This window comes from Tateyamaria armeniaca (assembly GCF_045797845.1).
Lineage (GTDB): Bacteria > Pseudomonadota > Alphaproteobacteria > Rhodobacterales > Rhodobacteraceae > Tateyamaria > Tateyamaria armeniaca.
On sequence record NZ_JBHDIY010000002.1, the window covers coordinates 2,645,466 to 2,666,177 of the forward strand.

Sequence of the window (20,712 nt, forward strand, 5' to 3'; positions counted from 1 at the left end):
CTTTGCAAACCGGCATACGTGGATTTGCAAAGTGTAGGAGACTGTTCATGTTTGACAAAATCCTGATCGCAAACCGGGGTGAGATCGCCTGCCGGGTGATGGAAACGGCGCAGTCCATGGGTGTCGCCTGCGTGGCCGTCTATTCAGACGCCGATGCGCGGGCCAAACATGTCGCCATGGCGGATGAGGCGGTGCATATCGGGGCCAGCCCGCCTGCCGAAAGCTATCTGCGCGGCGACGTGATCATTCAGGCCGCTTTGGACACGGGCGCGAGAGCCATCCATCCTGGGTATGGCTTTCTGTCCGAAAATCCGGATTTCGTGGAAGCGGTGGAAGCGGCGGGCCTGACCTTTATCGGACCTTCGGCAAAGGCGATCCGCGCTATGGGCCTCAAGGATGCGGCCAAGGCGTTGATGGTCGAGGCGGGTGTGCCTGTCGTGCCGGGCTATCACGGAGCGGACCAGGACGACGATCTGCTGGCCGCAGAGGCCGACAAGATGGGCTATCCCGTTTTGATCAAGGCCGTTGCCGGGGGCGGGGGCAAGGGCATGCGGCTGGTCGAGGCCCCAAAGCATTTCGCAGATGCCCTTGCCAGTGCCCGCAGCGAGGCCAGGACCGCCTTTGGCAACGCGGACGTGCTGGTCGAGAAATTCGTCACCCAGCCGCGCCATATCGAAGTGCAGGTGTTCGGCGACGGCACCCGCGCCGTACATCTGTTCGAGCGGGACTGTTCGCTGCAACGCCGCCACCAGAAAGTGATCGAAGAGGCCCCGGCGCCGGGCATGACGCCCGAGATGCGCAGCGCCATGGGGGAGGCAGCCGTAAAGGCCGCGGAGGCCATCGGATACAAAGGTGCGGGCACGGTCGAGTTCATCGTGGACGGGTCTGGCCCGCTGCGCCCCGACGGGTTCTTTTTCATGGAGATGAACACCCGTTTGCAGGTCGAACACCCGGTGACCGAGGCGATCACGGGCGTTGATCTGGTCGAATGGCAGTTACGTGTTGCCGCCGGAGAGGCGCTGCCTGCAACGCAGAACGCGCTGACCATCACCGGCCACGCGTTCGAGGCACGCCTTTACGCCGAAGACGTGCCCGCCGGGTTTCTGCCCGCCACCGGCACGCTGACCCACTTGCAGTTTCCGACGACGGCCCGCGCCGATAGCGGTGTGCGGGCAGGGGACGAGATCAGCCCGTTCTACGATCCGATGATTGCCAAGGTCATCACCTATGGTCCAACCCGCGACGTTGCGCTGCGGCGCTTGTCGCAGGCTTTGGCTGACACGCAGGTGGCGGGGACTGTCACGAACCTCGCCTTTCTGGGTGCCCTGGCGCAGCATGACGGGTTTGGGCGCGGTGAGGTTGATACCGGATTGATCGCGCGTGATCTTGAGGCGCTTACGGCTGTAACGGCTCCGACCCAGCGCCATGCCGTGGCAGCGGCCATGGCCGTTGCAGGATTGCGCGATGGCACTGCCACGACCGGCTTTACCCTCTGGCAGCCGCTGCGCCGCGCTGTGCCTTTGGCTTTGGGTGAGACTCTGCTGGATATGCATGTCGAGGTGTCTGGGCCGGATGCGCAGACGTGGCATGTGGACGGAACAACCATTGCCGCAACCCGCAATCAGGGCAAATGGATCATCGATGGGCGCACTGCGCCGGATGTCAGCATCGCTGGCACTGTCGTCACCGTGTTTGACCACTATGGCATCGCTTATCGCGCCATCGACCTGCTGGATGTGGCCGCAAGTGCTGCGGGTGATGGCAACCTGATCGAAGCGCCCATGCCCGGTCTGCTGAAGGCCGTGTTTGCCCGCCCCGGCGCAAAGGTTGCAAAGGGCGACAGATTGGCCATTCTGGAAGCCATGAAGATGGAACATGCCCTGCTGGCCCTGCGCGACGGTGTCATTGCCGAAGTGCTGGCGAGCGAGGGAGATCAGGTGAGTGCAGGTGCGGCCCTTGTCCGCCTTGAGGATGCGAAGGCATGATCACCCTGCATCACTGCCCCCAGACAAGGTCGATGCGCACGCTTTGGCTGCTGAACGAGCTTGATGTGCCCTTTCGTCTTGTCGTGCATCCGTTTGACAAGGCGCTGCGCCGCCCCGAATTCCTGTCCGTCAGCCCCGCAGGTCGGGTGCCCGCGCTTGAGATCGACGGCGAGCGGATGTTCGAGACCGGGGCGATCACAGAGTACCTGTGCGAACGCTACAGTCCCGACAGGCTGGGCCGCAGCACGGCCAGTCCGGACCGCATGGCGTGGCTGGTCTGGGTCCATTTTGCCGAAACCGTCAGCCAGCATGTCGCCGCCCTGACGCAACAGCACGTGGCGCTTTACGAAGATCACATGCGCAGTCCCATCGTGATGAAGCTTGAGGCGGCACGGGTCAAAAAATGCTATGACGCGATCGAGGCACGGCTGTCCACGCCGCTGGAAAACCGTGACTACCTGCTGACATCCGGCTTTTCTGCTGCCGACATTTCGGTCGGGCAGGCCGTCTACATGGCGCGCCATTTCGCGACGCTTGATGGGCATGTCGAAACCGCCAAATGGTTCGACCGCATCAGTGCGCGCACAGCGTTCAAGGCCAGCCTGCCCGAAAATGGCGGCGGTCTTTATGACAAGGATTTTTATCCAGCTTGGGAGGGTTAGGTGGCAGGCGCAGTCGAGATTTACGAGGTGGGCCCGCGCGACGGCTTGCAGAATGAAGCAGGCGAGATCCCGGTGGCCGACAAGGTTGCGCTGATTGATCACCTGAGCACGGCAGGCTTTCGCCGGATCGAGGCGGGCAGCTTTGTCAGTCCGAAATGGGTGCCCCAGATGGCGGGCAGTGCGGAGGTGTTTGCAGGGATCACCCGCGCAGCGGATGTGCGGTATTCTGCGCTGACGCCCAATATGAAAGGCTTTGACGCCGCAATCGAGGCCGGTGTCGATGAAATCGCGGTGTTCGGGTCGGCCAGTGAAGGGTTTTCGCAGGCCAATATCAACGCCAGCATCGACGAGTCGCTGGAACGCTTTGCCCCCGTGATCGAGGCGGCGCGCATCATTGATTTGCCGGTGCGCGGCTACGTGTCCTGCGTGGTGGATTGCCCGCATGATGGCACTATCGACCCCAGCGCCGTGGCGCGTGTGGCAGATCGGCTTTTTGCCATGGGCTGTTACGAGATTTCGCTGGGCGACACGCTGGGCCGTGGTACCCCGGATGCCATCGCGCGGATGCTGCTTGCGGTGCGCGATGTGGTGCCTGTGGGCCGTCTGGCCGGGCATTACCATGACACGGGCGGGCGCGCGATTGACAACATCGACGCCTCGCTCAGCCTTGGGGTGCGGGTGTTTGATGCAGCGGTCGGCGGCCTTGGCGGGTGTCCTTATGCGCCCGGTGCGGCGGGCAATGTGGCGACCGAAGCCGTGGCCGAGCATCTGGAGCGTTTGGGCTATGACACCGGTCTTGATCTGGACATCGTCAACACCTGTGCGGCGCGTGCGCAGGCCATGCGCGCCTGAGGGGGGCACTCATGAGTTTTGAAACCATTTCCATCGCAACGGACGGGCGCGGTGTTGCGATGCTGACCCTGAACCGTCCGGACAAACACAATGCACTAAGCGCGCAGATGCTGGCCGAACTGACCGATGCCGCGGCGCATCTTGGCGCGGACGCCGCGGTGCGCGTGGCCGTGCTGACCGGGGCGGGCAAAAGCTTTTGCGCGGGGGGCGATCTGGGCTGGATGCGCGAACAGATGCAGGCCGATGCCGCAACCCGCGCGCGCGAAGCGGCCAAACTTGCGCATATGTTGCAGGCACTCAATACGATGCCCAAGCCGCTGATCGGCGCGCTGCAGGGCAATGCGTTTGGTGGCGGGGTCGGCATGGCCTCGGTCTGTGATGTGGCCATCGGGGTGGACAGTCTGCGCATGGGGCTGACGGAAACGCGGCTTGGCATCATTCCTGCAACCATCGGACCATACGTTCTGGCCCGGATGGGTGAGGGGCGTGCACGCCGCGTGTTCATGTCGGCGCGCCTGTTTGATGCGCATGAGGCCGTGTCGCTTGGTCTTTTGGCGCGCGCGGTGCCGCGGGATGATCTGGACGCTGCGGTGGAGGCCGAAGTCGTGCCCTACCTTTCCTGCGCCCCCGGCGCCGTGGCGGAAGCCAAGGCACTGGCCCGCGCGCTTGGACCGCGCATCGACGCAGACACAATCGACATGACCATCAAGGCGCTGAAACAGCGCTGGGAAACCGAGGAAGCGGCAGAAGGCATCGGAGCGTTCTTTGACAAAAGACCTGCGGCGTGGATGCCGGAATGAGGGCGTTTGATGCGATCGGATGGTCAGGTGACGATGGTGTATAGCAGCACGTGTCAACCACTGGTTGAAGATGGCCGGGTTTTTAGCACGATCCCGCCGAGCGGGTAATTTTGTTTTGTGAACGGGTCAATTTCCGTTATTTCTGAAAATAGCACGCAGCCATCACGCGGCTGTGACAGGACAACCGGTAAGAAGTAAAGACGATCAATGAGCCACTACTCCAATGATTTCAGTAACATGGCCGAATTCGATGCGCTGTCGCAATCGATCTCGGCCAAGCTGAGATGTGACGCCAGCCTGATCAGCATCGTGAGTGCCGAGGCTTTGGTGGCGCTTGGGTATTCCGGGGACAACGCGGCCCTTGCAGGCCGGTCGTTTCATCTGCGCGATACGGTCTGCGCGCGCACCGTACAGGCGGGCCGGCCCCTGCGGATCGCGAATGCGCAAGCGGACCCCGATCTGCGCGCACTGCCAGCAGTCGAGCGTCTGAACATCGGTGCCTATCTGGGGGTGCCGCTGAAACTGGAAGGACGCGGCATTGTCGGGGCCGTGTGCGCGATTTCAACCTCTGCCCGCATCTGGCGGGATTCCGAAGTGGATTACCTGATCGCGGTGTCCGATCTGGTTGAAAGCAAGATCGAACGTCACCTTCTGCGTTATGAGCAGAAGGCGCTGAGCGCGGCACTGGCAGAGAACGATGCCATCCTCACCATGCTGTCCCAAATGGACGGCAAGGCGATGACGGTGCACAATGCCGCTGGCGAATTGGTGTTTGCAAACAACGCAATGCGCACCGATCTTAACCTGAATACCCAAGAGATGCTGAGCCTGCCGCAAGTGGCGCGCCATCTGTTGCCGGAAACGACTCATCCCGGAGGCGTCGATGTGGCCCTGCCGGTTCCAACGCAAACGGCGCTCAATGTGCATGTTTCGGCCTGCGAGAACGGGCTGACGCTGGCCGAATGGTCGCGCAAGGCGCCCGAATAGCATCTGCGACAAAATCCCCGTTGATTTGCTGCTGATCCATGCGCGGGTTGATTGACGCTGCGCGGTCGCCTGCGTACACAGGTGCGAACGACAAGACGCATGCCCGGAAACGGACAGGCATTGGTAAGACAAGGGAATGACACATGGATGGAATGCTGCGGGAATACCTCCCCATTCTGGTTTTTCTGGCCGTCGCGATTGGCCTTGGCCTTGTTTTGATGCTGTCAGCGGTGGTGATTGCCGTGCGCAACCCCGATCCGGAAAAGGTCAGCGCTTACGAGTGTGGGTTCAACGCCTTTGACGACGCGCGCATGAAATTCGACGTCCGGTTCTACCTGGTGTCCATCCTGTTTATCATTTTCGACCTCGAAATCGCCTTCCTCTTCCCATGGGCCGTCGCCTTCAAAGACGTGAGCATGGTTGGGTTCTGGTCGATGATGGTCTTCCTTGGCGTGCTGACCATCGGCTTTGCCTATGAATGGAAAAAGGGCGCACTCGAATGGCAGTGAGTGCGCCCTGACACCGTAGAATTTTATTTTGGGCCGTCCCGGTTGGGGCGGCCTTTTTATGTCAGAGGTCATCAAAGTGATGACTGACCAATAACCACTGAAAACCGATGCACCCAGTGAAAAATTCCGGTTTTCCATTCCGAAAAATACCTATGGTTGAAACAGCCGGAAATTATCCTTTCCCTGGCGTCAGTCGGTTTTCAGAATGAATATGGGGTGGGTGGCTGCGTTGTTGCCAAAACAGAAACAATATTGGTCCTGTCAGATCATTTATGCGCAAACGCAGCGCCCCGATTCGCTGTGCCACCTGGATTTGGCCGTGCGATTCGGGGTGTGATTCGACTGTCCGGTTTACGGATCAGACGCGCGTTACGCCTCCTTCGCGCCGCGCGATTGGATGCGATCAATCTGCATGCGACAAGCCGCCCGGATCAGTGCATGTCGCGTTGACCCCCTCAGGGCGCTAGGATACATGGGAAAAGAACCTTTTCGGGGCGGCGTTTTCCGCTTGCCTGACCGCAGGAGCAAATGAACAGATGTCGATTGCCACATCTCCGAACGCCGCGGGCATGGACCGCGATGTTGCCACCCAGAACCTGAACGCCGCGTTGCAGGACAAAGGGTTCCTGCTGACCTCAACAGATGACCTGATCAACTGGGCGCGCACCGGGTCGTTGCACTGGATGACATTTGGTCTGGCGTGCTGCGCGGTCGAGATGATGCACACGTCGATGCCGCGCTATGATTTGGAACGGTTCGGCACCGCTCCGCGCGCCTCCCCGCGCCAGTCCGACCTGATGATCGTAGCAGGCACCCTCACGAACAAGATGGCCCCGGCGCTGCGCAAGGTTTATGACCAGATGCCCGAACCGCGCTACGTGATCTCGATGGGGTCCTGTGCGAACGGGGGTGGATACTACCACTACAGCTATTCCGTGGTGCGCGGTTGTGACCGCATCGTGCCTGTCGATGTCTATGTCCCGGGCTGCCCGCCCACGGCCGAGGCGCTGCTGTACGGCATCATGCAATTGCAGCGCAAAATGCGCCGGACCGGGACGATTGTGCGCTGACCTATGACCCCGCGCCCCTGCGGCGCACAGATTTCTCCGACAAGGAGCAGAAATGACCGAAGCCCTGAACGAACTCGGCACCTATATCGAAGCCAAGCGCCCGGATTGCGTCCTGCAATGGGATGTCACCCATGGTGAGTTGAACGTGGATGTGGCCCCGGCCAACATCGCCGGTTTCGTCGAATTTCTGCAGGGCGACTCGACCTGCAAATTCTCGTCCCTCGTGGATATCACCGCCGTCGATTACCCTGGGCGGGCCAAGCGGTTCGACGTCGTCTATCATTTCCTGAGCATGTACCAGAACCACCGTATCCGCCTGCGCGTGTCGATCCGCGAGGATCAGATGGTGCCGTCGGTCACGGGTGTGCACCCGTCGGCCAACTGGTTCGAGCGCGAAGTGTTCGACATGTTCGGCATCCTGTTTTCCGGCCATCCGGATCTGCGCCGCATCCTCACCGATTATGGCTTTCGCGGCTATCCGCTGCGCAAGGATTTCCCGACCACGGGCTATACCGAAGTCCGCTATGACGAGGCGGAAAAACGGGTGGTTTACGAGCCGGTATCCCTTGTTCAGGAATACCGCCAATTCGACTTCATGAGCCCATGGGAGGGTGCCGGATACATCCTGCCCGGCGATGAGAAAGAGGCGGAGGCAAAGTAGTGGATATGATCATCTGGCTTATCATCGCAGCGCTGACCATCATCCCGATGTTCAAGCTGCTGCCCCACTTCGGCATCAACGCCTACTGGGCCTTTGTCTGCGTGATCCCGATCGGGACGATCGCACTGTTGTGGTTCATGGCGATGAAGCTGCAGGAACTGGAGAAGCGGTGATGGACGCACAAACCCCATCCCGTGACGCCATCCAGGTGCTGGCTGAGGCCTATTGCGACGCCGTGCATTTTGCCAAGGCGGATGTGTTTGCCGACATGTGTCATGACAGGTTCACCATGACAGAGGTGAGCGCGGACGGATCGGCGCAATTCTGGGACAAGGCAGCCTATCTCGCGCGCGTGTCGGGCCGAAGCGCCTTTGACGGCGCGCCGGTTTACGAGATTTTCAGCATCGATGTGGCGGGTGACGAAATTGCCCGTGTGCATCTGCGGGTCGACGTGCCCCCAAAACGCTACGAGGACCACCTTGGGTTCATCCGTGTCGATGGGGCGTGGAAACTGATGACAAAAGTATTCCGGACCATGGGTGGTTCGGCCATGGAAGGGTGAGCGTAACATGATGGACGGCTCCAAATTCGAGGATGCCCTGACGGGCGAGCAGAAGATCCGCAATTTCAACATCAACTTCGGCCCGCAACACCCTGCTGCACATGGGGTTTTGCGTCTGGTGCTGGAGCTGGACGGAGAGATCGTGGAGCGCTGCGATCCGCATATCGGCCTGCTGCACCGTGGCACCGAAAAGCTGATGGAAAGCCGGACCTACCTGCAGAACCTGCCCTATTTTGACCGGCTGGATTACGTGGCCCCGATGAACCAGGAACATGCCTGGTGTCTGGCCATTGAAAAGCTGACGGGCGTCGAAGTGCCCCGCCGCGCCAGCCTCATCCGCGTGCTTTATTCCGAGATCGGGCGCATCCTGTCCCACCTTCTGAACGTCACGACGCAAGCCATGGATGTGGGCGCGCTGACGCCGCCGCTCTGGGGTTTTGAAGAGCGCGAAAAGCTGATGGTATTCTATGAGCGGGCCTGCGGCGCGCGCCTGCACGCGGCCTATTTCCGCCCCGGTGGGGTGCATCTGGACCTGCCCGATGATCTGATCGACGACATCGAACAGTGGTGCCATGAATTCCCGGCGTTGCTTGACGATATCGACGGGTTGCTGACCGAAAACCGCATCTTCAAACAGCGCAACGCCGACATTGGCGTCGTGAGCGAAGACGACATCCAGCAATATGGTTTTTCCGGTGTGATGGTGCGGGGCAGTGGCCTTGCTTGGGATTTGCGCCGCAGCCAGCCCTATGAGTGCTACGACGAATTCGACTTCCAGATCCCGGTTGGCAAGAACGGCGACTGCTATGACCGCTATCTGGTGCGCATGGAAGAGATGCGCCAATCGGTCAGCATCATGAAACAGTGCATCGGCAAGCTGCGCGAAGCGACGGGCGATGTGCTGGCGCGGGGCAAGATCACACCGCCAAGCCGGACGGACATGAAAACGTCGATGGAATCACTGATCCACCACTTCAAGCTGTACACCGAAGGGTTCCACGTGCCCGAGGGCGAGGTGTACTGCGCCGTCGAGGCCCCCAAGGGCGAGTTCGGCGTTTACCTCGTGGCCGACGGCAGCAACAAACCCTACCGCGCCAAACTGCGCGCGCCCGGGTATCTGCACTTGCAGGCGATGGATTATGTCTCCAAAGGGCATCAACTGGCTGATGTCGCCGCGATCATCGGCACAATGGACGTGGTGTTCGGAGAGATTGACCGATGAAACAGGCGGCCAGCCTCTTGCTGATCTTCGCGGCCACAGTGGCGGGCGCGCAGGTCGATGCGGACAAGAAGGCCGCGTTCATTGCCGTGCTGGAACGTAACGATTGCCGCATGCACAACTTTTCCCCCACTCCCGACCTGATCAACGACATCGCCGCCAGCGGTCTTGAGCGCCCAGACGTCCGCGCGATCGGGCAAGACATGATGGCCAAGGGCGAAGCGGTGGCAGATGGTGATTTCTTTGTGCTGAAGACCGGGGCGTGCAAGTGAAAATTTTTCGATCAACGTTTGCCCACGTGGCTCTGGTTTGTGCGGTATCGGGCCTTGGGACGCCCTCATATGCCGATACGCAGAAAGATGCCTTGATCGCGGCGATGCAAGCCAATGGCTGCATGATGACCACCGCACAGGCAAATGTACAAATGCCGCAACTTGGTATCGACCGTCCGACGGCGATCCGGTTGTCCCGTGAAATGATGGCCGAAGGCATTGCCGCCTTTGCGTCAGATGAAGAAACGCTTTTGCTCTTGCCGCCTGCGTGCAAGTCGTGAAGCGACAAGGATAGATTGAGATGCTGCGCAGACTGCACCTGGACCAACCCGATAGCTTTGCCTTTACCCCCGCCAATCAGGCCTGGGCCGAGGCGCAGATTACCAAGTACCCCGAGGGGCGTCAGGCGTCGGCCATCATCCCGCTCTTGTGGCGTGCGCAAGAGCAGGAAGGCTGGTTGACCCGCCCCGCGATCGAAACTGTGGCCGACATGCTCGACATGGCCTACATCCGCGCGCTTGAGGTCGCCTCGTTCTACTTCATGTTCCAGCTGCAACCGGTTGGTTCTGTTGCGCATATTCAGGTTTGCGGCACCACGTCCTGCATGATCTGCGGGGCCGAGGATCTGGTGGCGGTGTGTCAGGACAAGATCGCTAAGAAGCCGCATCAACTGAGCGCAGACGGCAAGTTCAGCTGGGAAGAGGTCGAATGCCTCGGGTCCTGCGCCAACGCGCCCATGGCCCAGATCGGCAAGGATTATTACGAGGACCTGACTGCCGCCCGTATGGGCGAGATCATCGACGAACTTGCCCATGGCAAAGTGCCGACGCCGGGCCCCCAGAACGGGCGCTATGCGGCGGAACCGCTGAGCGGTCTGACGACCCTCAAGGAATTTGACAGCGGGCACACGAAATACAACGCCTCCGTCCAACTGGCGACGGACATTGGCGACACCATCAAGCGGATTGATGGCACCGAAGTGCCCCTGATCGCGCCATGGCAGGGCAAGGCGGCCAATGCGGCGGCCAAGCCAAAGGCCAAGGCAGCACCCAAGGCAGATGCAAAGGCTGCTGGCGCAAATGCCAGCGTGCTGGATGCCAAGCCGGCCCACCCCAAAGCGCCGAAAAAACCCAAAGCCACGCCTGCCGCGCAAGAGGCGGCGTCACCGGACGGGCCGGGCACCAAACCCGCAGCACTGGACGCTGCGCGCGATGGCAAGGCCGATGACCTCAAGATGATCAAGGGCGTGGGGCCGAAACTTGAAACGCTTTTGAACACACTGGGTTTTTATCACTTTGACCAGATCGCCGCATGGAGCGGGGACGAGGTGGCGTGGGTCGACCAGAACCTCGAAGGGTTTAAAGGACGCGTGAGCCGCGACAACTGGGTGGCGCAGGCCGATGCGCTGGCGTCGGGGGGCGAAACCGAATTTTCCAAGCGCGCCAAAAAAGATGATATCTACAAAGACGAATAAAATCCTCAACACGGGAGAGGGAGTGTCATGAACAACGAGAACGGGATGGTCAGCTGTGCATTGGGTTGCTGGCTGGTTGCAATTCTAGGCGGTGTGCTGGGCGCGGTGCTGTTGGCATTGCTGGGCGGCTGGACATTTGTGCAGGCCGTTTTTGCCGGGCTGGTCATCGCCGGTATCGCAGGCGCGCTGTTAAGCTGGATCATGTGCAAACCCTTGCCCGCGTTGAACGAGGCAAAGCTGGGTCAGAAATCCGATGCGGACCTGAAGGCGGCAGCCGCCCTTGAAGATGCACAGGCCCGTTCCGAAGCGGTGACGACACCCCCACCGACCGCCGCCGCCGCCAAAACCGCCACTGCCACCAAGGCGGAAACGGCACCGGCGAAAAAGCCTGCGGCGAAGGCCAAAGCCCCCGCGGCGCCCAAAGCGAAAGCCAAGGCAGAGGCCAAGCCTGCCACGAACCCGGAGCCTGTAAGCGGTGGCACAAAGCCCGAGACGCTAAAAGAGGCGCGCGAAGGCGGCCCTGACAACCTCAAGCAAATCAAGGGGGTTGGGCCCAAACTTGAAGCGCTTTTGCACTCCATGGGCTTTTATCATTTTGACCAGATCGCAGGCTGGGGTCCCAACGAAATCGCTTGGGTTGACGAGAACCTAGAAGGGTTCAAGGGCCGTGTGAGCCGCGATGAATGGGTGTCGCAGGCCAAGACATTGGCCGAAGGCGGCACCACCGAGTTTTCCAAGAAGGTCAAGAAGGGCGGCGTTTACTAATCCGTGTCTGACCGACTTGATCCCAAACTGGCCCGACAGGGCCGTATCGCGGCCCTCGTCATTGCGGGGGCCGCAATTCTGTCCATCTTTGCGCCCGTGATCGTGTCCGCATTGGGCCTGCCTGCACGGTTCGAGATACTTTTGCTGCTGTTTGCGCTGGCTGCGTTCATTTGGTCACTGGTGGTTGCCGTCAGGATTTGGCAGAAAAGCCGGGACACCTGAGAAAACTATTGATGCAACAGACGTTGATCGAACCTAGGAATGAACCTGCAACCACTCCGATGCCAATCATCGGTAGGAAATGGCGAGTGGCCATAATCCTTACTGTTGTGTTTTTTCCGGTTCCCTCCATTTTGCTCAATCCACATCCAGAGACCCCAGTTTTGTCTGGTGCTGAGGAGATGGGCCTGTGGATCATGGGATTATTTTTCTTTGCTTGTGTTATCCATGTCGTCCGATGGATATACACTCGCCCTAGTAAACATTCTGATTTTCGGAAATAGCCCGTATTTCCGGACTGCTGACAAAGGAAGTGACATGCTCGACGACAAGGATCGTATCTTTACCAACCTTTACGGGATGCACGACCGCACGCTGAAAGGTGCGCAGGCCCGTGGTCACTGGGATGGCACGGATAAGCTGATCCAGAAGGGGCGCGACTGGGTTGTGCAGGAGATGAAGGATTCCGGTCTGCGCGGTCGCGGCGGGGCGGGTTTCCCCACGGGCCTCAAATGGTCCTTCATGCCCAAGGAAAGCGACGGGCGCCCCGCCTATCTGGTGGTGAATGCGGACGAATCCGAGCCGGGCACCTGCAAGGATCGCGAGATCATGCGCCATGATCCGCACACGCTGGTCGAAGGGTGCCTGATTGCCTCTTTCGCGATGAACGCGCATGCCTGTTACATCTACATCCGCGGCGAATACATCCGCGAGAAAGAAGCGCTGCAGAACGCCATCGACGAGGCCTATGACGCCGGGCTGGTGGGCAAGAACGCCGCCGGGTCCGGCTGGGATTTCGACATTTACCTGCATCACGGGGCAGGGGCGTATATCTGCGGCGAGGAAACCGCCTTGCTGGAATCTCTTGAGGGCAAGAAGGGGATGCCGCGCATGAAGCCGCCATTCCCTGCCGGTGCGGGCCTTTATGGCTGCCCGACCACGGTGAACAACGTGGAATCCATTGCTGTTGTGCCCACCATCCTGCGTCGGGGCGCGTCGTGGTTTTCGTCCTTCGGTCGTCCCAACAATGCTGGAACCAAGCTGTTTGCCATCTCGGGCCACGTGAACAACCCTTGCGTGGTTGAAGAGGCGATGAGCATCCCGTTCGAGGAACTGATCGACAGGCATTGCGGCGGCATTCGCGGCGGTTGGGACAACCTCAAGGCGGTGATCCCCGGCGGGTCGTCCGTGCCCAACGTGCGCGGCGAGCATATGCGCGATGCAATCATGGATTTCGACGCGCTGAAGGAAAAAGGATCGTCGCTCGGGACCGCTGCGGTGATCGTGATGGATCAGAGCACCGATATCATCAAGGCGATCTGGCGCTTGTCCAAGTTCTACAAGCATGAATCCTGCGGCCAGTGTACGCCGTGCCGCGAAGGCACCGGCTGGATGATGCGCGTGATGGATCGTCTGGTGAAGGGCGAGGCAGAGGTCGAGGAAATCGACATGCTGCTGGATGTGACCAAACAGGTCGAGGGGCACACGATTTGTGCGCTTGGTGATGCGGCGGCGTGGCCGATCCAGGGGCTGATCAAGAACTTCCGGGATGAGATTGAGGACCGGATCGCGACCAAGCGGATCGCGGCGGAATGAGGCGCGGCCTTTCAACTATCGTTTTGGTTCTCAGCGTTTCGGCCGCGGCTGCATCAGCCGAGCCGGATCGCCTCAATGTCGATTTCGGTTCTTTCCCGACTGGTACCGCCTGCAAGGTGCATGGGACTTCCGGAAAAGTCTCGTTGCGCACTGGCCGCGAGATCGAATTCAAGGTGCGCGGGGATACCGGCAACGTATCGTTCACCTGTACACAGCCTGACGGAACGTCCTTCCTGGTACGGACGGGGCCACTATTGCCTCAGGGCAATTTTCGGTTGGTTGCCATCCAGATCAACCAGGACAACCATGCTCATATCTTCTGGGATCAGGGCGGTTTGCGGCGCAGCACAGTGCCCGGCATTCTGGACTGGCAGTAGGGCACGATGCCCCTCGCTGAATTCAACATTGGCACCCTGAAATACGACTGGGATGACCCGCGCGTCGCGGGCTTTCAAAACAACCTCGACCGGGTCTATGACATCGCCCGCCGTGCCCCCGGTTACATCTGGCATCTGGAGGGCGAGGACATGGAAGCCGCGCAACTGGACCCTGACGGGCCGATGGGCGGCAATCCCCGCACCGCCTCGACCCTGTCGGTCTGGCAGGACGTGCAAAGCCTGCACAATTTCACCTTTCAAACCGTTCACAAGCAGTTCTATGACCGCAAGGGCGAATGGTATGATCCCGATCAGGGCCTGCGCTTTGTCATGTGGCATGTGGACGATGGGCACATCCCGACGATCAAAGAGGCGATGGAACGCTTTCATCATCTTGAAAAGCATGGCAATAGTGATCACGCCTTTGGCTGGGCCCATGTGATTTAGGCAGCGCGGAGACTGTGAAGATGACCAAGACCGAAATGCTTTCCCGGACGGATCCGCGCCCTATTTGGTTGGTGGCCCTGTTGCTGATCGCGGCCCTGATGCTGTCGGCCTGCAGTGGTGAGCGCAAGGCAGATCGCATTGCCTTTGACGGGCAGTTCTTTCGCGCCTCTGCCAAAAAGGTTGATCGCGAACGGCTGGATTTTGAGGTGACGGTGCGCCCTGTCTCGGCCTCTCTTGAAGGGGCGCGTGCGGCGGGAGCCTATGAGGCGACGCGCTACTGCGTGGGCAACTTCGGCACCTCTGACATCGAGTGGACAAACGGGCCTGATGGCGAGGACGGAACCTTGCGCATTGCCAATGACCGGCTGTTGCTGCTGGGCACCTGTGCGGCGCGGTGAACTTATCCTTGGATCGGCGACAATTTGTGCGCTAACGGGTTGTACCAGCCCATGATATTGCATAGCACAGGAGTGCTTTCCCATCTTGCGTCTGCACGACGCGATCAGAGGAGAGAAACGATGCGCGCAATGACCATGGCCCTGATCCTTAGCCTGTCCGCCGGAGCCCTTTCGGCAAAGCCCCATCTGCGGGATGTCCCGGAGGTTGACGGAACGCTTTTGTCTGTCGGGATTGCCGATGAAATCCGCAAGAACTGCCCCGACATTTCGGCCCGCATGATGAAGGCCCTTGGCGTGGTCCGCTCAGTCGGCGCGCGCGCCCGCGAGTTGGGCTATACCGACGCCGAAATCGACGCCTACCGCAAGTCGGACACGGAAAAAGACCGCCTGCGCGCCAAGCGCGATGCCTATCTGGCCTCCGCCGGTGCCACGCCCGGATCCAGCGAAGGCTATTGCCAGCTGGGCCGCACTGAGATCGAAAAAGGCAGCCTCGTTGGCGCCCTGTTGAGGATGAACTGAACCCATGAGCACCCTGCGCAAGATCGTGATTGATGGCAAAGAGGTCGAGGTCGAAGGGGCATTGACCCTTATTCAGGCCTGCGAGGAAGTCGGGGTGGAAATCCCGCGGTTCTGCTATCACGAACGTCTGTCCATTGCAGGCAACTGCCGGATGTGTCTGGTCGAGGTCGTGGGCGGCCCGCCCAAGCCTGCCGCCTCTTGTGCGATGCAGGTCAAGGATCTGCGCCCCGGCCCCGAAGGTGCGCCGCCTGTCATCAAGACGAACTCACCCATGGTCAAGAAGGCCCGCGAGGGCGTCATGGAATTCTTGCTCATCAACCACCCCCTTGATTGCCCGATCTGCGATCAAGGCGGCGAGTGCGATCTGCAGGATCAGGCGATGGCCTATGGCGTCGATTTCTCGCGCTTCCGCGAGCCCAAGCGTGCAGCGACCGATCTGGATCTGGGCCCGCTGGTCGAGACCCACATGACCCGCTGCATTTCCTGCACCCGCTGTGTGCGCTTTACCACCGAGGTCGCGGGCATTGCTCAGATGGGCCAGACGGGCCGGGGCGAGGACAGCGAGATCACGTCCTATCTGGGCGAAACGCTCGATTCCAACCTGCAAGGCAACATCATTGATCTGTGCCCCGTGGGCGCGCTGGTGTCCAAACCTTACGCCTTTACCGCGCGGCCTTGGGAGTTGACCAAGACCGAGTCCATCGACGTGATGGACGCCCTTGGATCAAGCATCCGCGTGGACACCAAGGGGCGTGAAGTCATGCGTTTCCTGCCGCTGAACCATGACGGCACGAACGAGGAATGGATTTCCGACAAGACCCGTTTCGTCTGGGACGGGTTGCGCCGCCAGCGTCTGGACAAGCCCTATATCCGCGAAAACGGCAAGCTGCGCCCGGCCACATGGCCCGAGGCGCTTGGCAAGGCGGCGGACGCCATCAAGGGGGCCTCTAATCTGGCCGGCCTCGTGGGTGATCTGGCCCCGGTCGAGGCGGCCTATGCCCTCAAGCAACTGATCGAAGGGCAGGGCGGCATTGTCGAGTGCCGCACCGACGGAGCCAAGCTGCCGAGCGACAACCGCGCCGCCTATGTCGGTACGGCCCGGATCGAGGATATCGATACGGCCCAGGCCATCATGCTGATCGGCACCAACCCGCGCCTTGAGGCGCCTGTGCTGAATGCACGCATCCGCAAGGCGTGGTCGCGTGGAGCCAGTGTCGGCGTGATCGGCGAAATGGTCGATCTGACTTATGAGGCCAACCATATCGGAACAGATGCGACCGTGATCGACGATCTGCTCAAGCGCGATCATTCCGAGGTGCAGGAAAAACCCTCGGTCATTATCGTTGGTATGGGGGCCCTGACGCGCGGCGACGGTGCGGCCATTCTGGCAGGCGCACAGGCGCTGGCCGAAAGCACCAAGTCCGGTCTGTTGATCCTGCACACGGCTGCGGGTCGTGTGGGGGCCATGGATGTGGGGGCGACAAACCCCGACGCGATGGCGGCCATCGATGGGGCTGACGTGATCTACAACCTTGGTGCGGATGAGATCGACATCGCGGATGGTGCCTTTGTGATCTACCAGGGGTCGCACGGGGATCGCGGCGCACACCGCGCCGATGTGATCCTGCCCGGGGCGGCCTATACCGAAGAGGGCGGCCTGTTCGTCAACACCGAAGGGCGCCCGCAACTGGCCGCCCGCGCCAGTTTCGCCCCCGGTGAGGCCAAGGAAAACTGGGCCATCCTGCGCGCCCTGTCAGGCGAAATGGGCGATGCCCTGCCATTTGACAGTCTGGCCGCGCTGCGAAACCAGATCGTCAAGGCGCACCCGCATCTTGGTGACGTCGATGAAGTTGCCGAAAACGCTGGTGACGCGCTGGAGCAGGGACAGATCGAAGGCGGCACACTGACATCGCCGATCACGGACTTTTACCTCACCAACCCCATCGCCCGCTCCAGCCAGTTGATGGCCGAGTTGAGTGCCAACGCAAAGGCGCGCAAGACCGAGGCCATGGCCGCTGAATGAAGGCCGCGTGGCTCATAACCATCGCGCCGTTTGCGGCCTGTGAGCCTGTGCCCACGGCAGAGCGGTTCATTCCGGACTATCGCGGTGTGGAAACCATGTTGCTGGCCGATGATCTGGTGCAGTTCAACGTGTCGATGACCAATGCGCTGAGCGCGAGGGACGTCGAGAACTATGCCGAATGCGCCGCTGCGGGCTATACCCTGATCCGGGGCTGGGGTTTTGCGCGCCATTTGCGTACAAATGTTGACGAAGAGGCTGGCGTGTGGACGGCGGATGCTGTTTACACCATCTCGCCTGCCTTGCCGCGGGGGATCAGTACAATCGACGCCGAAGTCGTGTCTGCTGCCTGCGCGGAAAAGGGAATACCGACGGTGTGAGGACTGATGGCTGACTTTTTCACAAATAGCCCGTTGGGCATCGGACTTCTGATCGTGGGGCAAGTGCTGCTGGTGGTGGTGCCGCTGCTCGTCGCTTTGGCCTTTCTGATGTATGCCGACCGCAAGATCTGGGCCGCTGTGCAGATGCGCCGTGGTCCCAACGTGGTCGGTGTGTTCGGCCTGCTGCAAAGTTTCGCGGATTTCGGCAAATACATCGTCAAGGAAGTCGTCGTGCCCGCAGGTGCGGACAAGGGCGTGTTTTTCCTCGCCCCGATGGTCAGCCTTGTCATGGCGCTGATCGCCTGGGCCGTGATCCCGTTCAACGATGGCTGGGTGTTAAGCGACATCAACGTCGCCATCCTTTACGTCTTTGCCGTGTCCTCGCTTGAAGTTTACGGCGTGATCATGGGCGGCTGGGCGTCGAACTCGAAATACCCCTTCCTCGGCTCCTTGCGCTCTGCCGCGCAGATGATTTCCTATGAAGTGTCCATTGGCCTCATCATCATCGGTGTTATCCTGTCCACGGGTTCGATGAACTTTGGATCGATCGTGGCCGCGCAGGACGGTGATTGGGGCATCTTCAACTGGTTCTGGCTGCCGCATCTGCCGATGCTGTTCCTGTTTCTGATTTCGGCGCTGGCCGAAACGAACCGCCCGCCTTTCGATCTGCCCGAAGCGGAAAGCGAACTGGTGGCGGGTTATCAGGTCGAATATTCCTCGACCCCGTTTCTGCTGTTCATGATCGGCGAGTTGGTGGCCGTTGTGCTGATGTGTGCGCTGGTGTCGCTGCTGTTCTTCGGTGGCTGGCTGTCGCCCGTACCGTTCCTGCCCGATGGCATCTTCTGGATGGTGTTGAAAATGCTGTTCGTCTTCTTCATCTTCTCGATGGTGAAGGCGATCACGCCCCGCTACCGCTACGACCAGTTGATGCGTCTGGGCTGGAAAGTGTTCCTGCCGTTCTCGCTGTTCTGGGTCGTGTTCGTGGCCTTTGCCGCCAAGTTTGACTGGTTCTGGGGCTTCTACGCCCGCTGGACCGTAGGAGGGTAAGATGACACAGATCGATTACGGACGTGCCGCGAAATACTTCCTGCTGCAGGACTTCTTTCAGGGGTTCAAGCTGGGCCTGAAGTACTTCTTTCGCCCCAAAGCCACGCTGAACTACCCCCATGAAAAAGGGCCACTGTCCCCGCGCTTCCGGGGCGAACACGCCCTGCGCCGCTATCCCAATGGCGAGGAACGCTGCATCGCGTGCAAGCTGTGCGAGGCGATCTGCCCGGCGCAGGCCATCACCATTGATGCCGAACCGCGCGAGGATGGCTCGCGCCGCACCACGCGTTATGACATCGACATGACCAAGTGCATCTATTGCGGCTTCTGCCAGGAGGCGTGCCCGGTTGATGCCATTGTCGAAGGCCCCAACTTCGAATTCTCCACCGAGACGCGGGAAGAGCTGTATTACGACAAGGACAAGCTGCTTGAGAACGGCGAACGCTGGGAAGCAGAGATAGCGCGCAACCTTGAAATCGACGCGCCCTACAGATGACAACCTCTGACGCATATACACGCGGCAAGGCGATGGCGGAGGCCACGAACCCGGGCATCGAAGATGCGCTGGCGGCGCGGTATGATGCGGTTCTGCCGGGCTTTTCCAGCACCATGATGGAAGTCGCGTTCGGGCATTATTACACCCGCGACGGGCTGGATGACAAAACGCGGTATCTGGCGACTGTTGCGGCATTGGCGGCCTTGGGCGGGCAAACCGCTCCGCAACTAAAGGTGCACATCCGCAACGCGCTGCGCTCTGGTGCGACACAGCGCGAAGTGGCCGAAGTGATCAACCAGATGGCGCTTTATGGTGGGTTTCCGGCGATGATCAACGCGCTGAACGCGGCGTTAGAAGTGTTCGAGGCCGAAGATGACTGACGACACGAACCCCTTCACCGCCATGATGGCGCAGATGCAGGAGTTGGCCAAAGCCTTTCCACAGATGGGTGCGTTCGACCCGGCCAAAGGGTTTGACCCAAAGGCGATGGAAGCGATGTGGCCCACCATGCCCAAAGAGGTGATGGAGGCGTGGTTCGGCAATGCGCTCAATGAAAACGGGCTGGATGCCAAGACGCGGCTGCTGATCACACTTGCGGGGCTGACCATGCAGGGCGCGCAGGCCGATGTGGCCGTGCGCCAGACTGTGCGCCATGCGCGCGAGGCCGGGGCCACCGACCAACAGATTTCCGAGACATTGGGCATGATGGCAGTCTTTGCCGGCGTGCCCGCCATGACCCGCGCCATGGAACTGGCGCAAGAGGTGATGGCCGACAGCGAGGACAAGACATGAGCGTGTTTGCCTTTTACCTCTTTTCTATCTGCGTGATCTCGGGGGGGCTGTTCACCGTGATCAGCCGCAATCCGGTGCATTCGGTGCTGTGGCTGATCCTCGCCTTCCTGTCCTCCGCCGGTCTGTTCGTGATGCTGGGCGCTGAATTCGTCGCGATGCTGCTGATCATCGTCTATGTGGGCGCTGTCGCGGTGTTGTTCCTGTTTGTGGTCATGATGCTCGACATCGATTTTGCGGAACTCAAGGCCGAAATGGCGAAATACATGCCGCTTGCCCTGCTGATCGCGGTGGTGATCCTGATGCAGTTCGTGATCGCCTTTGGCGCATGGGAAAGCAACGCCGCCGCCGAAGGTCTGCGCGCGCAGGTGACCCCTGTGGATCGCCATAATACCGAAGCATTGGGTTTGATCCTGTACGACCAGTATTTTCTGCTGTTCCAGCTGTCGGGCCTGATCCTGCTGGTCGCAATGATCGGGGCGATTGTTCTGACGCTGCGCCACCGCACCGACGTGAAACGCCAGGACGTGGTCGCCCAGATGATGCGCGACCCGGCAACGGCGATGGAGCTCAAAGACGTCAAACCGGGGCAGGGGCTGTAAAGTT

Annotated in this window: 28 protein-coding genes; all 28 read left to right on the forward strand. The window is 60.5% G+C overall.

The features are described 5' to 3' along the window. Nucleotides 1-47: 47 nt before the first annotated feature. The 28 genes from ACERZ8_RS13340 to ACERZ8_RS13475 all read left to right on the forward strand — a co-directional run bounded on the left by ACERZ8_RS13340 (nucleotide 48) and on the right by ACERZ8_RS13475 (nucleotide 20,708). Nucleotides 48-1,985: an acetyl/propionyl/methylcrotonyl-CoA carboxylase subunit alpha gene (locus ACERZ8_RS13340; protein WP_407592661.1), complete on the forward strand. Its 1,938-nt coding sequence runs from the start codon at nucleotides 48-50 to the stop codon at nucleotides 1,983-1,985. Further along, complete coding sequence (locus ACERZ8_RS13345; RefSeq protein WP_407592662.1) at nucleotides 1,982-2,647, forward strand: glutathione S-transferase family protein; 666 nt, start codon at nucleotides 1,982-1,984, stop codon at nucleotides 2,645-2,647. The genes ACERZ8_RS13340 and ACERZ8_RS13345 overlap by 4 nt, the downstream gene beginning before the upstream one ends. Next, on the forward strand, nucleotides 2,648-3,499 hold the full coding sequence (locus tag ACERZ8_RS13350; RefSeq protein ID WP_407592663.1) for a hydroxymethylglutaryl-CoA lyase: 852 nt from the start codon (nucleotides 2,648-2,650) through the stop codon (nucleotides 3,497-3,499). An 11-nt stretch (nucleotides 3,500-3,510) separates the two neighbouring features. Then, nucleotides 3,511-4,299: a crotonase/enoyl-CoA hydratase family protein gene (locus ACERZ8_RS13355; RefSeq protein WP_407592664.1), complete on the forward strand. Its 789-nt coding sequence runs from the start codon at nucleotides 3,511-3,513 to the stop codon at nucleotides 4,297-4,299. 207 nt (nucleotides 4,300-4,506) lie between these two features. Continuing rightward, complete coding sequence (locus tag ACERZ8_RS13360; protein ID WP_407592665.1) at nucleotides 4,507-5,286, forward strand: GAF domain-containing protein; 780 nt, start codon at nucleotides 4,507-4,509, stop codon at nucleotides 5,284-5,286. A gap of 143 nt (nucleotides 5,287-5,429) precedes the next feature. Next, nucleotides 5,430-5,795: an NADH-quinone oxidoreductase subunit A gene (locus ACERZ8_RS13365; RefSeq protein ID WP_108837585.1), complete on the forward strand. Its 366-nt coding sequence runs from the start codon at nucleotides 5,430-5,432 to the stop codon at nucleotides 5,793-5,795. Between the two features lie 536 nt (nucleotides 5,796-6,331). Then, nucleotides 6,332-6,865, forward strand: a complete 534-nt coding sequence (locus ACERZ8_RS13370; RefSeq protein WP_407592666.1) for a NuoB/complex I 20 kDa subunit family protein — start codon at nucleotides 6,332-6,334, stop codon at nucleotides 6,863-6,865. Between the two features lie 52 nt (nucleotides 6,866-6,917). Next, nucleotides 6,918-7,526: an NADH-quinone oxidoreductase subunit C gene (locus ACERZ8_RS13375; RefSeq protein ID WP_407592667.1), complete on the forward strand. Its 609-nt coding sequence runs from the start codon at nucleotides 6,918-6,920 to the stop codon at nucleotides 7,524-7,526. Between the two features lie 5 nt (nucleotides 7,527-7,531). Next, the gene (locus ACERZ8_RS13380) at nucleotides 7,532-7,699 is read left to right on the forward strand and encodes a hypothetical protein (protein WP_407592668.1); all 168 of its coding nucleotides are present in this window, start codon (nucleotides 7,532-7,534) and stop codon (nucleotides 7,697-7,699) included. Continuing rightward, nucleotides 7,699-8,088, forward strand: coding sequence for a nuclear transport factor 2 family protein (locus ACERZ8_RS13385; RefSeq protein WP_407592669.1), 390 nt, complete (start codon nucleotides 7,699-7,701; stop codon nucleotides 8,086-8,088). Before ACERZ8_RS13380 ends, ACERZ8_RS13385 begins: the two co-directional genes overlap by 1 nt. A 10-nt stretch (nucleotides 8,089-8,098) precedes the next feature. Then, complete coding sequence (locus ACERZ8_RS13390) at nucleotides 8,099-9,310, forward strand: NADH-quinone oxidoreductase subunit D (RefSeq protein ID WP_407594270.1); 1,212 nt, start codon at nucleotides 8,099-8,101, stop codon at nucleotides 9,308-9,310. After that, entirely contained in the window at nucleotides 9,307-9,579 is a 273-nt protein-coding gene (locus ACERZ8_RS13395; protein WP_407592670.1) for a hypothetical protein, read from the forward strand. Before ACERZ8_RS13390 ends, ACERZ8_RS13395 begins: the two co-directional genes overlap by 4 nt. A gap of 26 nt (nucleotides 9,580-9,605) precedes the next feature. After that, nucleotides 9,606-9,860: a hypothetical protein gene (locus ACERZ8_RS13400; RefSeq protein WP_407592671.1), complete on the forward strand. Its 255-nt coding sequence runs from the start codon at nucleotides 9,606-9,608 to the stop codon at nucleotides 9,858-9,860. 20 nt (nucleotides 9,861-9,880) lie between these two features. Continuing rightward, nucleotides 9,881-11,053 (forward strand): NADH-quinone oxidoreductase subunit E, encoded by a 1,173-nt coding sequence (locus ACERZ8_RS13405; protein WP_407592672.1) that lies wholly within the window; start codon nucleotides 9,881-9,883, stop codon nucleotides 11,051-11,053. A gap of 27 nt (nucleotides 11,054-11,080) precedes the next feature. Beyond that, the gene (locus ACERZ8_RS13410; protein WP_407592673.1) at nucleotides 11,081-11,818 is read left to right on the forward strand and encodes an endonuclease; all 738 of its coding nucleotides are present in this window, start codon (nucleotides 11,081-11,083) and stop codon (nucleotides 11,816-11,818) included. A 3-nt stretch (nucleotides 11,819-11,821) separates the two neighbouring features. Then, a complete protein-coding gene (locus tag ACERZ8_RS13415) occupies nucleotides 11,822-12,040 on the forward strand; it encodes a DUF5337 family protein (protein WP_407592674.1) in 219 nt (72 codons plus the stop codon). A 315-nt stretch (nucleotides 12,041-12,355) separates the two neighbouring features. Beyond that, the gene (gene nuoF, locus ACERZ8_RS13420; RefSeq protein ID WP_407592675.1) at nucleotides 12,356-13,633 is read left to right on the forward strand and encodes an NADH-quinone oxidoreductase subunit NuoF; all 1,278 of its coding nucleotides are present in this window, start codon (nucleotides 12,356-12,358) and stop codon (nucleotides 13,631-13,633) included. Further along, nucleotides 13,630-14,010: a hypothetical protein gene (locus tag ACERZ8_RS13425; RefSeq protein ID WP_407592676.1), complete on the forward strand. Its 381-nt coding sequence runs from the start codon at nucleotides 13,630-13,632 to the stop codon at nucleotides 14,008-14,010. Before nuoF ends, ACERZ8_RS13425 begins: the two co-directional genes overlap by 4 nt. A gap of 6 nt (nucleotides 14,011-14,016) precedes the next feature. Beyond that, nucleotides 14,017-14,457, forward strand: coding sequence for a DUF3291 domain-containing protein (locus ACERZ8_RS13430; protein WP_407592677.1), 441 nt, complete (start codon nucleotides 14,017-14,019; stop codon nucleotides 14,455-14,457). Nucleotides 14,458-14,477: 20 nt separating this feature from the next. Next, nucleotides 14,478-14,855, forward strand: coding sequence for a hypothetical protein (locus tag ACERZ8_RS13435; protein WP_407592678.1), 378 nt, complete (start codon nucleotides 14,478-14,480; stop codon nucleotides 14,853-14,855). A gap of 120 nt (nucleotides 14,856-14,975) precedes the next feature. Further along, the gene (locus tag ACERZ8_RS13440) at nucleotides 14,976-15,374 is read left to right on the forward strand and encodes a DUF5333 domain-containing protein (protein WP_407592679.1); all 399 of its coding nucleotides are present in this window, start codon (nucleotides 14,976-14,978) and stop codon (nucleotides 15,372-15,374) included. Nucleotides 15,375-15,378: 4 nt separating this feature from the next. Continuing rightward, nucleotides 15,379-17,397, forward strand: a complete 2,019-nt coding sequence (gene nuoG, locus ACERZ8_RS13445; protein ID WP_407592680.1) for an NADH-quinone oxidoreductase subunit NuoG — start codon at nucleotides 15,379-15,381, stop codon at nucleotides 17,395-17,397. Beyond that, nucleotides 17,394-17,774 carry a hypothetical protein gene (locus ACERZ8_RS13450; protein ID WP_407592681.1) on the forward strand — a complete coding sequence of 127 codons (381 nt, stop codon included), beginning with the start codon at nucleotides 17,394-17,396 and terminating at the stop codon, nucleotides 17,772-17,774. Before nuoG ends, ACERZ8_RS13450 begins: the two co-directional genes overlap by 4 nt. 6 nt (nucleotides 17,775-17,780) lie before the next feature. Then, nucleotides 17,781-18,821 carry an NADH-quinone oxidoreductase subunit NuoH gene (gene nuoH / locus ACERZ8_RS13455; protein WP_407592682.1) on the forward strand — a complete coding sequence of 347 codons (1,041 nt, stop codon included), beginning with the start codon at nucleotides 17,781-17,783 and terminating at the stop codon, nucleotides 18,819-18,821. Between the two features lies 1 nt (nucleotide 18,822). Then, the gene (gene nuoI, locus ACERZ8_RS13460) at nucleotides 18,823-19,317 is read left to right on the forward strand and encodes an NADH-quinone oxidoreductase subunit NuoI (protein ID WP_407592683.1); all 495 of its coding nucleotides are present in this window, start codon (nucleotides 18,823-18,825) and stop codon (nucleotides 19,315-19,317) included. Then, a complete protein-coding gene (locus ACERZ8_RS13465; protein WP_407592684.1) occupies nucleotides 19,314-19,697 on the forward strand; it encodes a carboxymuconolactone decarboxylase family protein in 384 nt (127 codons plus the stop codon). Before nuoI ends, ACERZ8_RS13465 begins: the two co-directional genes overlap by 4 nt. Then, nucleotides 19,690-20,109 (forward strand): carboxymuconolactone decarboxylase family protein, encoded by a 420-nt coding sequence (locus ACERZ8_RS13470; RefSeq protein ID WP_407592685.1) that lies wholly within the window; start codon nucleotides 19,690-19,692, stop codon nucleotides 20,107-20,109. Before ACERZ8_RS13465 ends, ACERZ8_RS13470 begins: the two co-directional genes overlap by 8 nt. Continuing rightward, the gene (locus ACERZ8_RS13475; protein WP_407592686.1) at nucleotides 20,106-20,708 is read left to right on the forward strand and encodes an NADH-quinone oxidoreductase subunit J; all 603 of its coding nucleotides are present in this window, start codon (nucleotides 20,106-20,108) and stop codon (nucleotides 20,706-20,708) included. Before ACERZ8_RS13470 ends, ACERZ8_RS13475 begins: the two co-directional genes overlap by 4 nt. Nucleotides 20,709-20,712 lie beyond the last annotated feature (4 nt).

What these genes read in the sequence shown, in the direction of transcription:
- ACERZ8_RS13340 (WP_407592661.1), top strand. Translation starts at nt 48, where the DNA reads ATGTTTGACAAAATCCTGATCGCAAACCGGGGTGAGATCGCCTGCCGG.
- ACERZ8_RS13345 (WP_407592662.1), top strand. Translation starts at nt 1,982, where the DNA reads ATGATCACCCTGCATCACTGCCCCCAGACAAGGTCGATGCGCACGCTT.
- ACERZ8_RS13355 (WP_407592664.1), top strand. Translation starts at nt 3,511, where the DNA reads ATGAGTTTTGAAACCATTTCCATCGCAACGGACGGGCGCGGTGTTGCG.
- ACERZ8_RS13360 (WP_407592665.1), top strand. Translation starts at nt 4,507, where the DNA reads ATGAGCCACTACTCCAATGATTTCAGTAACATGGCCGAATTCGATGCG.
- ACERZ8_RS13365 (WP_108837585.1), top strand. Translation starts at nt 5,430, where the DNA reads ATGGATGGAATGCTGCGGGAATACCTCCCCATTCTGGTTTTTCTGGCC.
- ACERZ8_RS13370 (WP_407592666.1), top strand. Translation starts at nt 6,332, where the DNA reads ATGTCGATTGCCACATCTCCGAACGCCGCGGGCATGGACCGCGATGTT.
- ACERZ8_RS13375 (WP_407592667.1), top strand. Translation starts at nt 6,918, where the DNA reads ATGACCGAAGCCCTGAACGAACTCGGCACCTATATCGAAGCCAAGCGC.
- ACERZ8_RS13380 (WP_407592668.1), top strand. Translation starts at nt 7,532, where the DNA reads ATGATCATCTGGCTTATCATCGCAGCGCTGACCATCATCCCGATGTTC.
- ACERZ8_RS13385 (WP_407592669.1), top strand. Translation starts at nt 7,699, where the DNA reads ATGGACGCACAAACCCCATCCCGTGACGCCATCCAGGTGCTGGCTGAG.
- ACERZ8_RS13390 (WP_407594270.1), top strand. Translation starts at nt 8,099, where the DNA reads ATGGACGGCTCCAAATTCGAGGATGCCCTGACGGGCGAGCAGAAGATC.
- ACERZ8_RS13395 (WP_407592670.1), top strand. Translation starts at nt 9,307, where the DNA reads ATGAAACAGGCGGCCAGCCTCTTGCTGATCTTCGCGGCCACAGTGGCG.
- ACERZ8_RS13405 (WP_407592672.1), top strand. Translation starts at nt 9,881, where the DNA reads ATGCTGCGCAGACTGCACCTGGACCAACCCGATAGCTTTGCCTTTACC.
- ACERZ8_RS13410 (WP_407592673.1), top strand. Translation starts at nt 11,081, where the DNA reads ATGAACAACGAGAACGGGATGGTCAGCTGTGCATTGGGTTGCTGGCTG.
- nuoF (WP_407592675.1), top strand. Translation starts at nt 12,356, where the DNA reads ATGCTCGACGACAAGGATCGTATCTTTACCAACCTTTACGGGATGCAC.
- ACERZ8_RS13425 (WP_407592676.1), top strand. Translation starts at nt 13,630, where the DNA reads ATGAGGCGCGGCCTTTCAACTATCGTTTTGGTTCTCAGCGTTTCGGCC.
- ACERZ8_RS13430 (WP_407592677.1), top strand. Translation starts at nt 14,017, where the DNA reads ATGCCCCTCGCTGAATTCAACATTGGCACCCTGAAATACGACTGGGAT.
- ACERZ8_RS13435 (WP_407592678.1), top strand. Translation starts at nt 14,478, where the DNA reads ATGACCAAGACCGAAATGCTTTCCCGGACGGATCCGCGCCCTATTTGG.
- ACERZ8_RS13440 (WP_407592679.1), top strand. Translation starts at nt 14,976, where the DNA reads ATGCGCGCAATGACCATGGCCCTGATCCTTAGCCTGTCCGCCGGAGCC.
- nuoG (WP_407592680.1), top strand. Translation starts at nt 15,379, where the DNA reads ATGAGCACCCTGCGCAAGATCGTGATTGATGGCAAAGAGGTCGAGGTC.
- ACERZ8_RS13450 (WP_407592681.1), top strand. Translation starts at nt 17,394, where the DNA reads ATGAAGGCCGCGTGGCTCATAACCATCGCGCCGTTTGCGGCCTGTGAG.
- nuoH (WP_407592682.1), top strand. Translation starts at nt 17,781, where the DNA reads ATGGCTGACTTTTTCACAAATAGCCCGTTGGGCATCGGACTTCTGATC.
- nuoI (WP_407592683.1), top strand. Translation starts at nt 18,823, where the DNA reads ATGACACAGATCGATTACGGACGTGCCGCGAAATACTTCCTGCTGCAG.
- ACERZ8_RS13465 (WP_407592684.1), top strand. Translation starts at nt 19,314, where the DNA reads ATGACAACCTCTGACGCATATACACGCGGCAAGGCGATGGCGGAGGCC.
- ACERZ8_RS13470 (WP_407592685.1), top strand. Translation starts at nt 19,690, where the DNA reads ATGACTGACGACACGAACCCCTTCACCGCCATGATGGCGCAGATGCAG.
- ACERZ8_RS13475 (WP_407592686.1), top strand. Translation starts at nt 20,106, where the DNA reads ATGAGCGTGTTTGCCTTTTACCTCTTTTCTATCTGCGTGATCTCGGGG.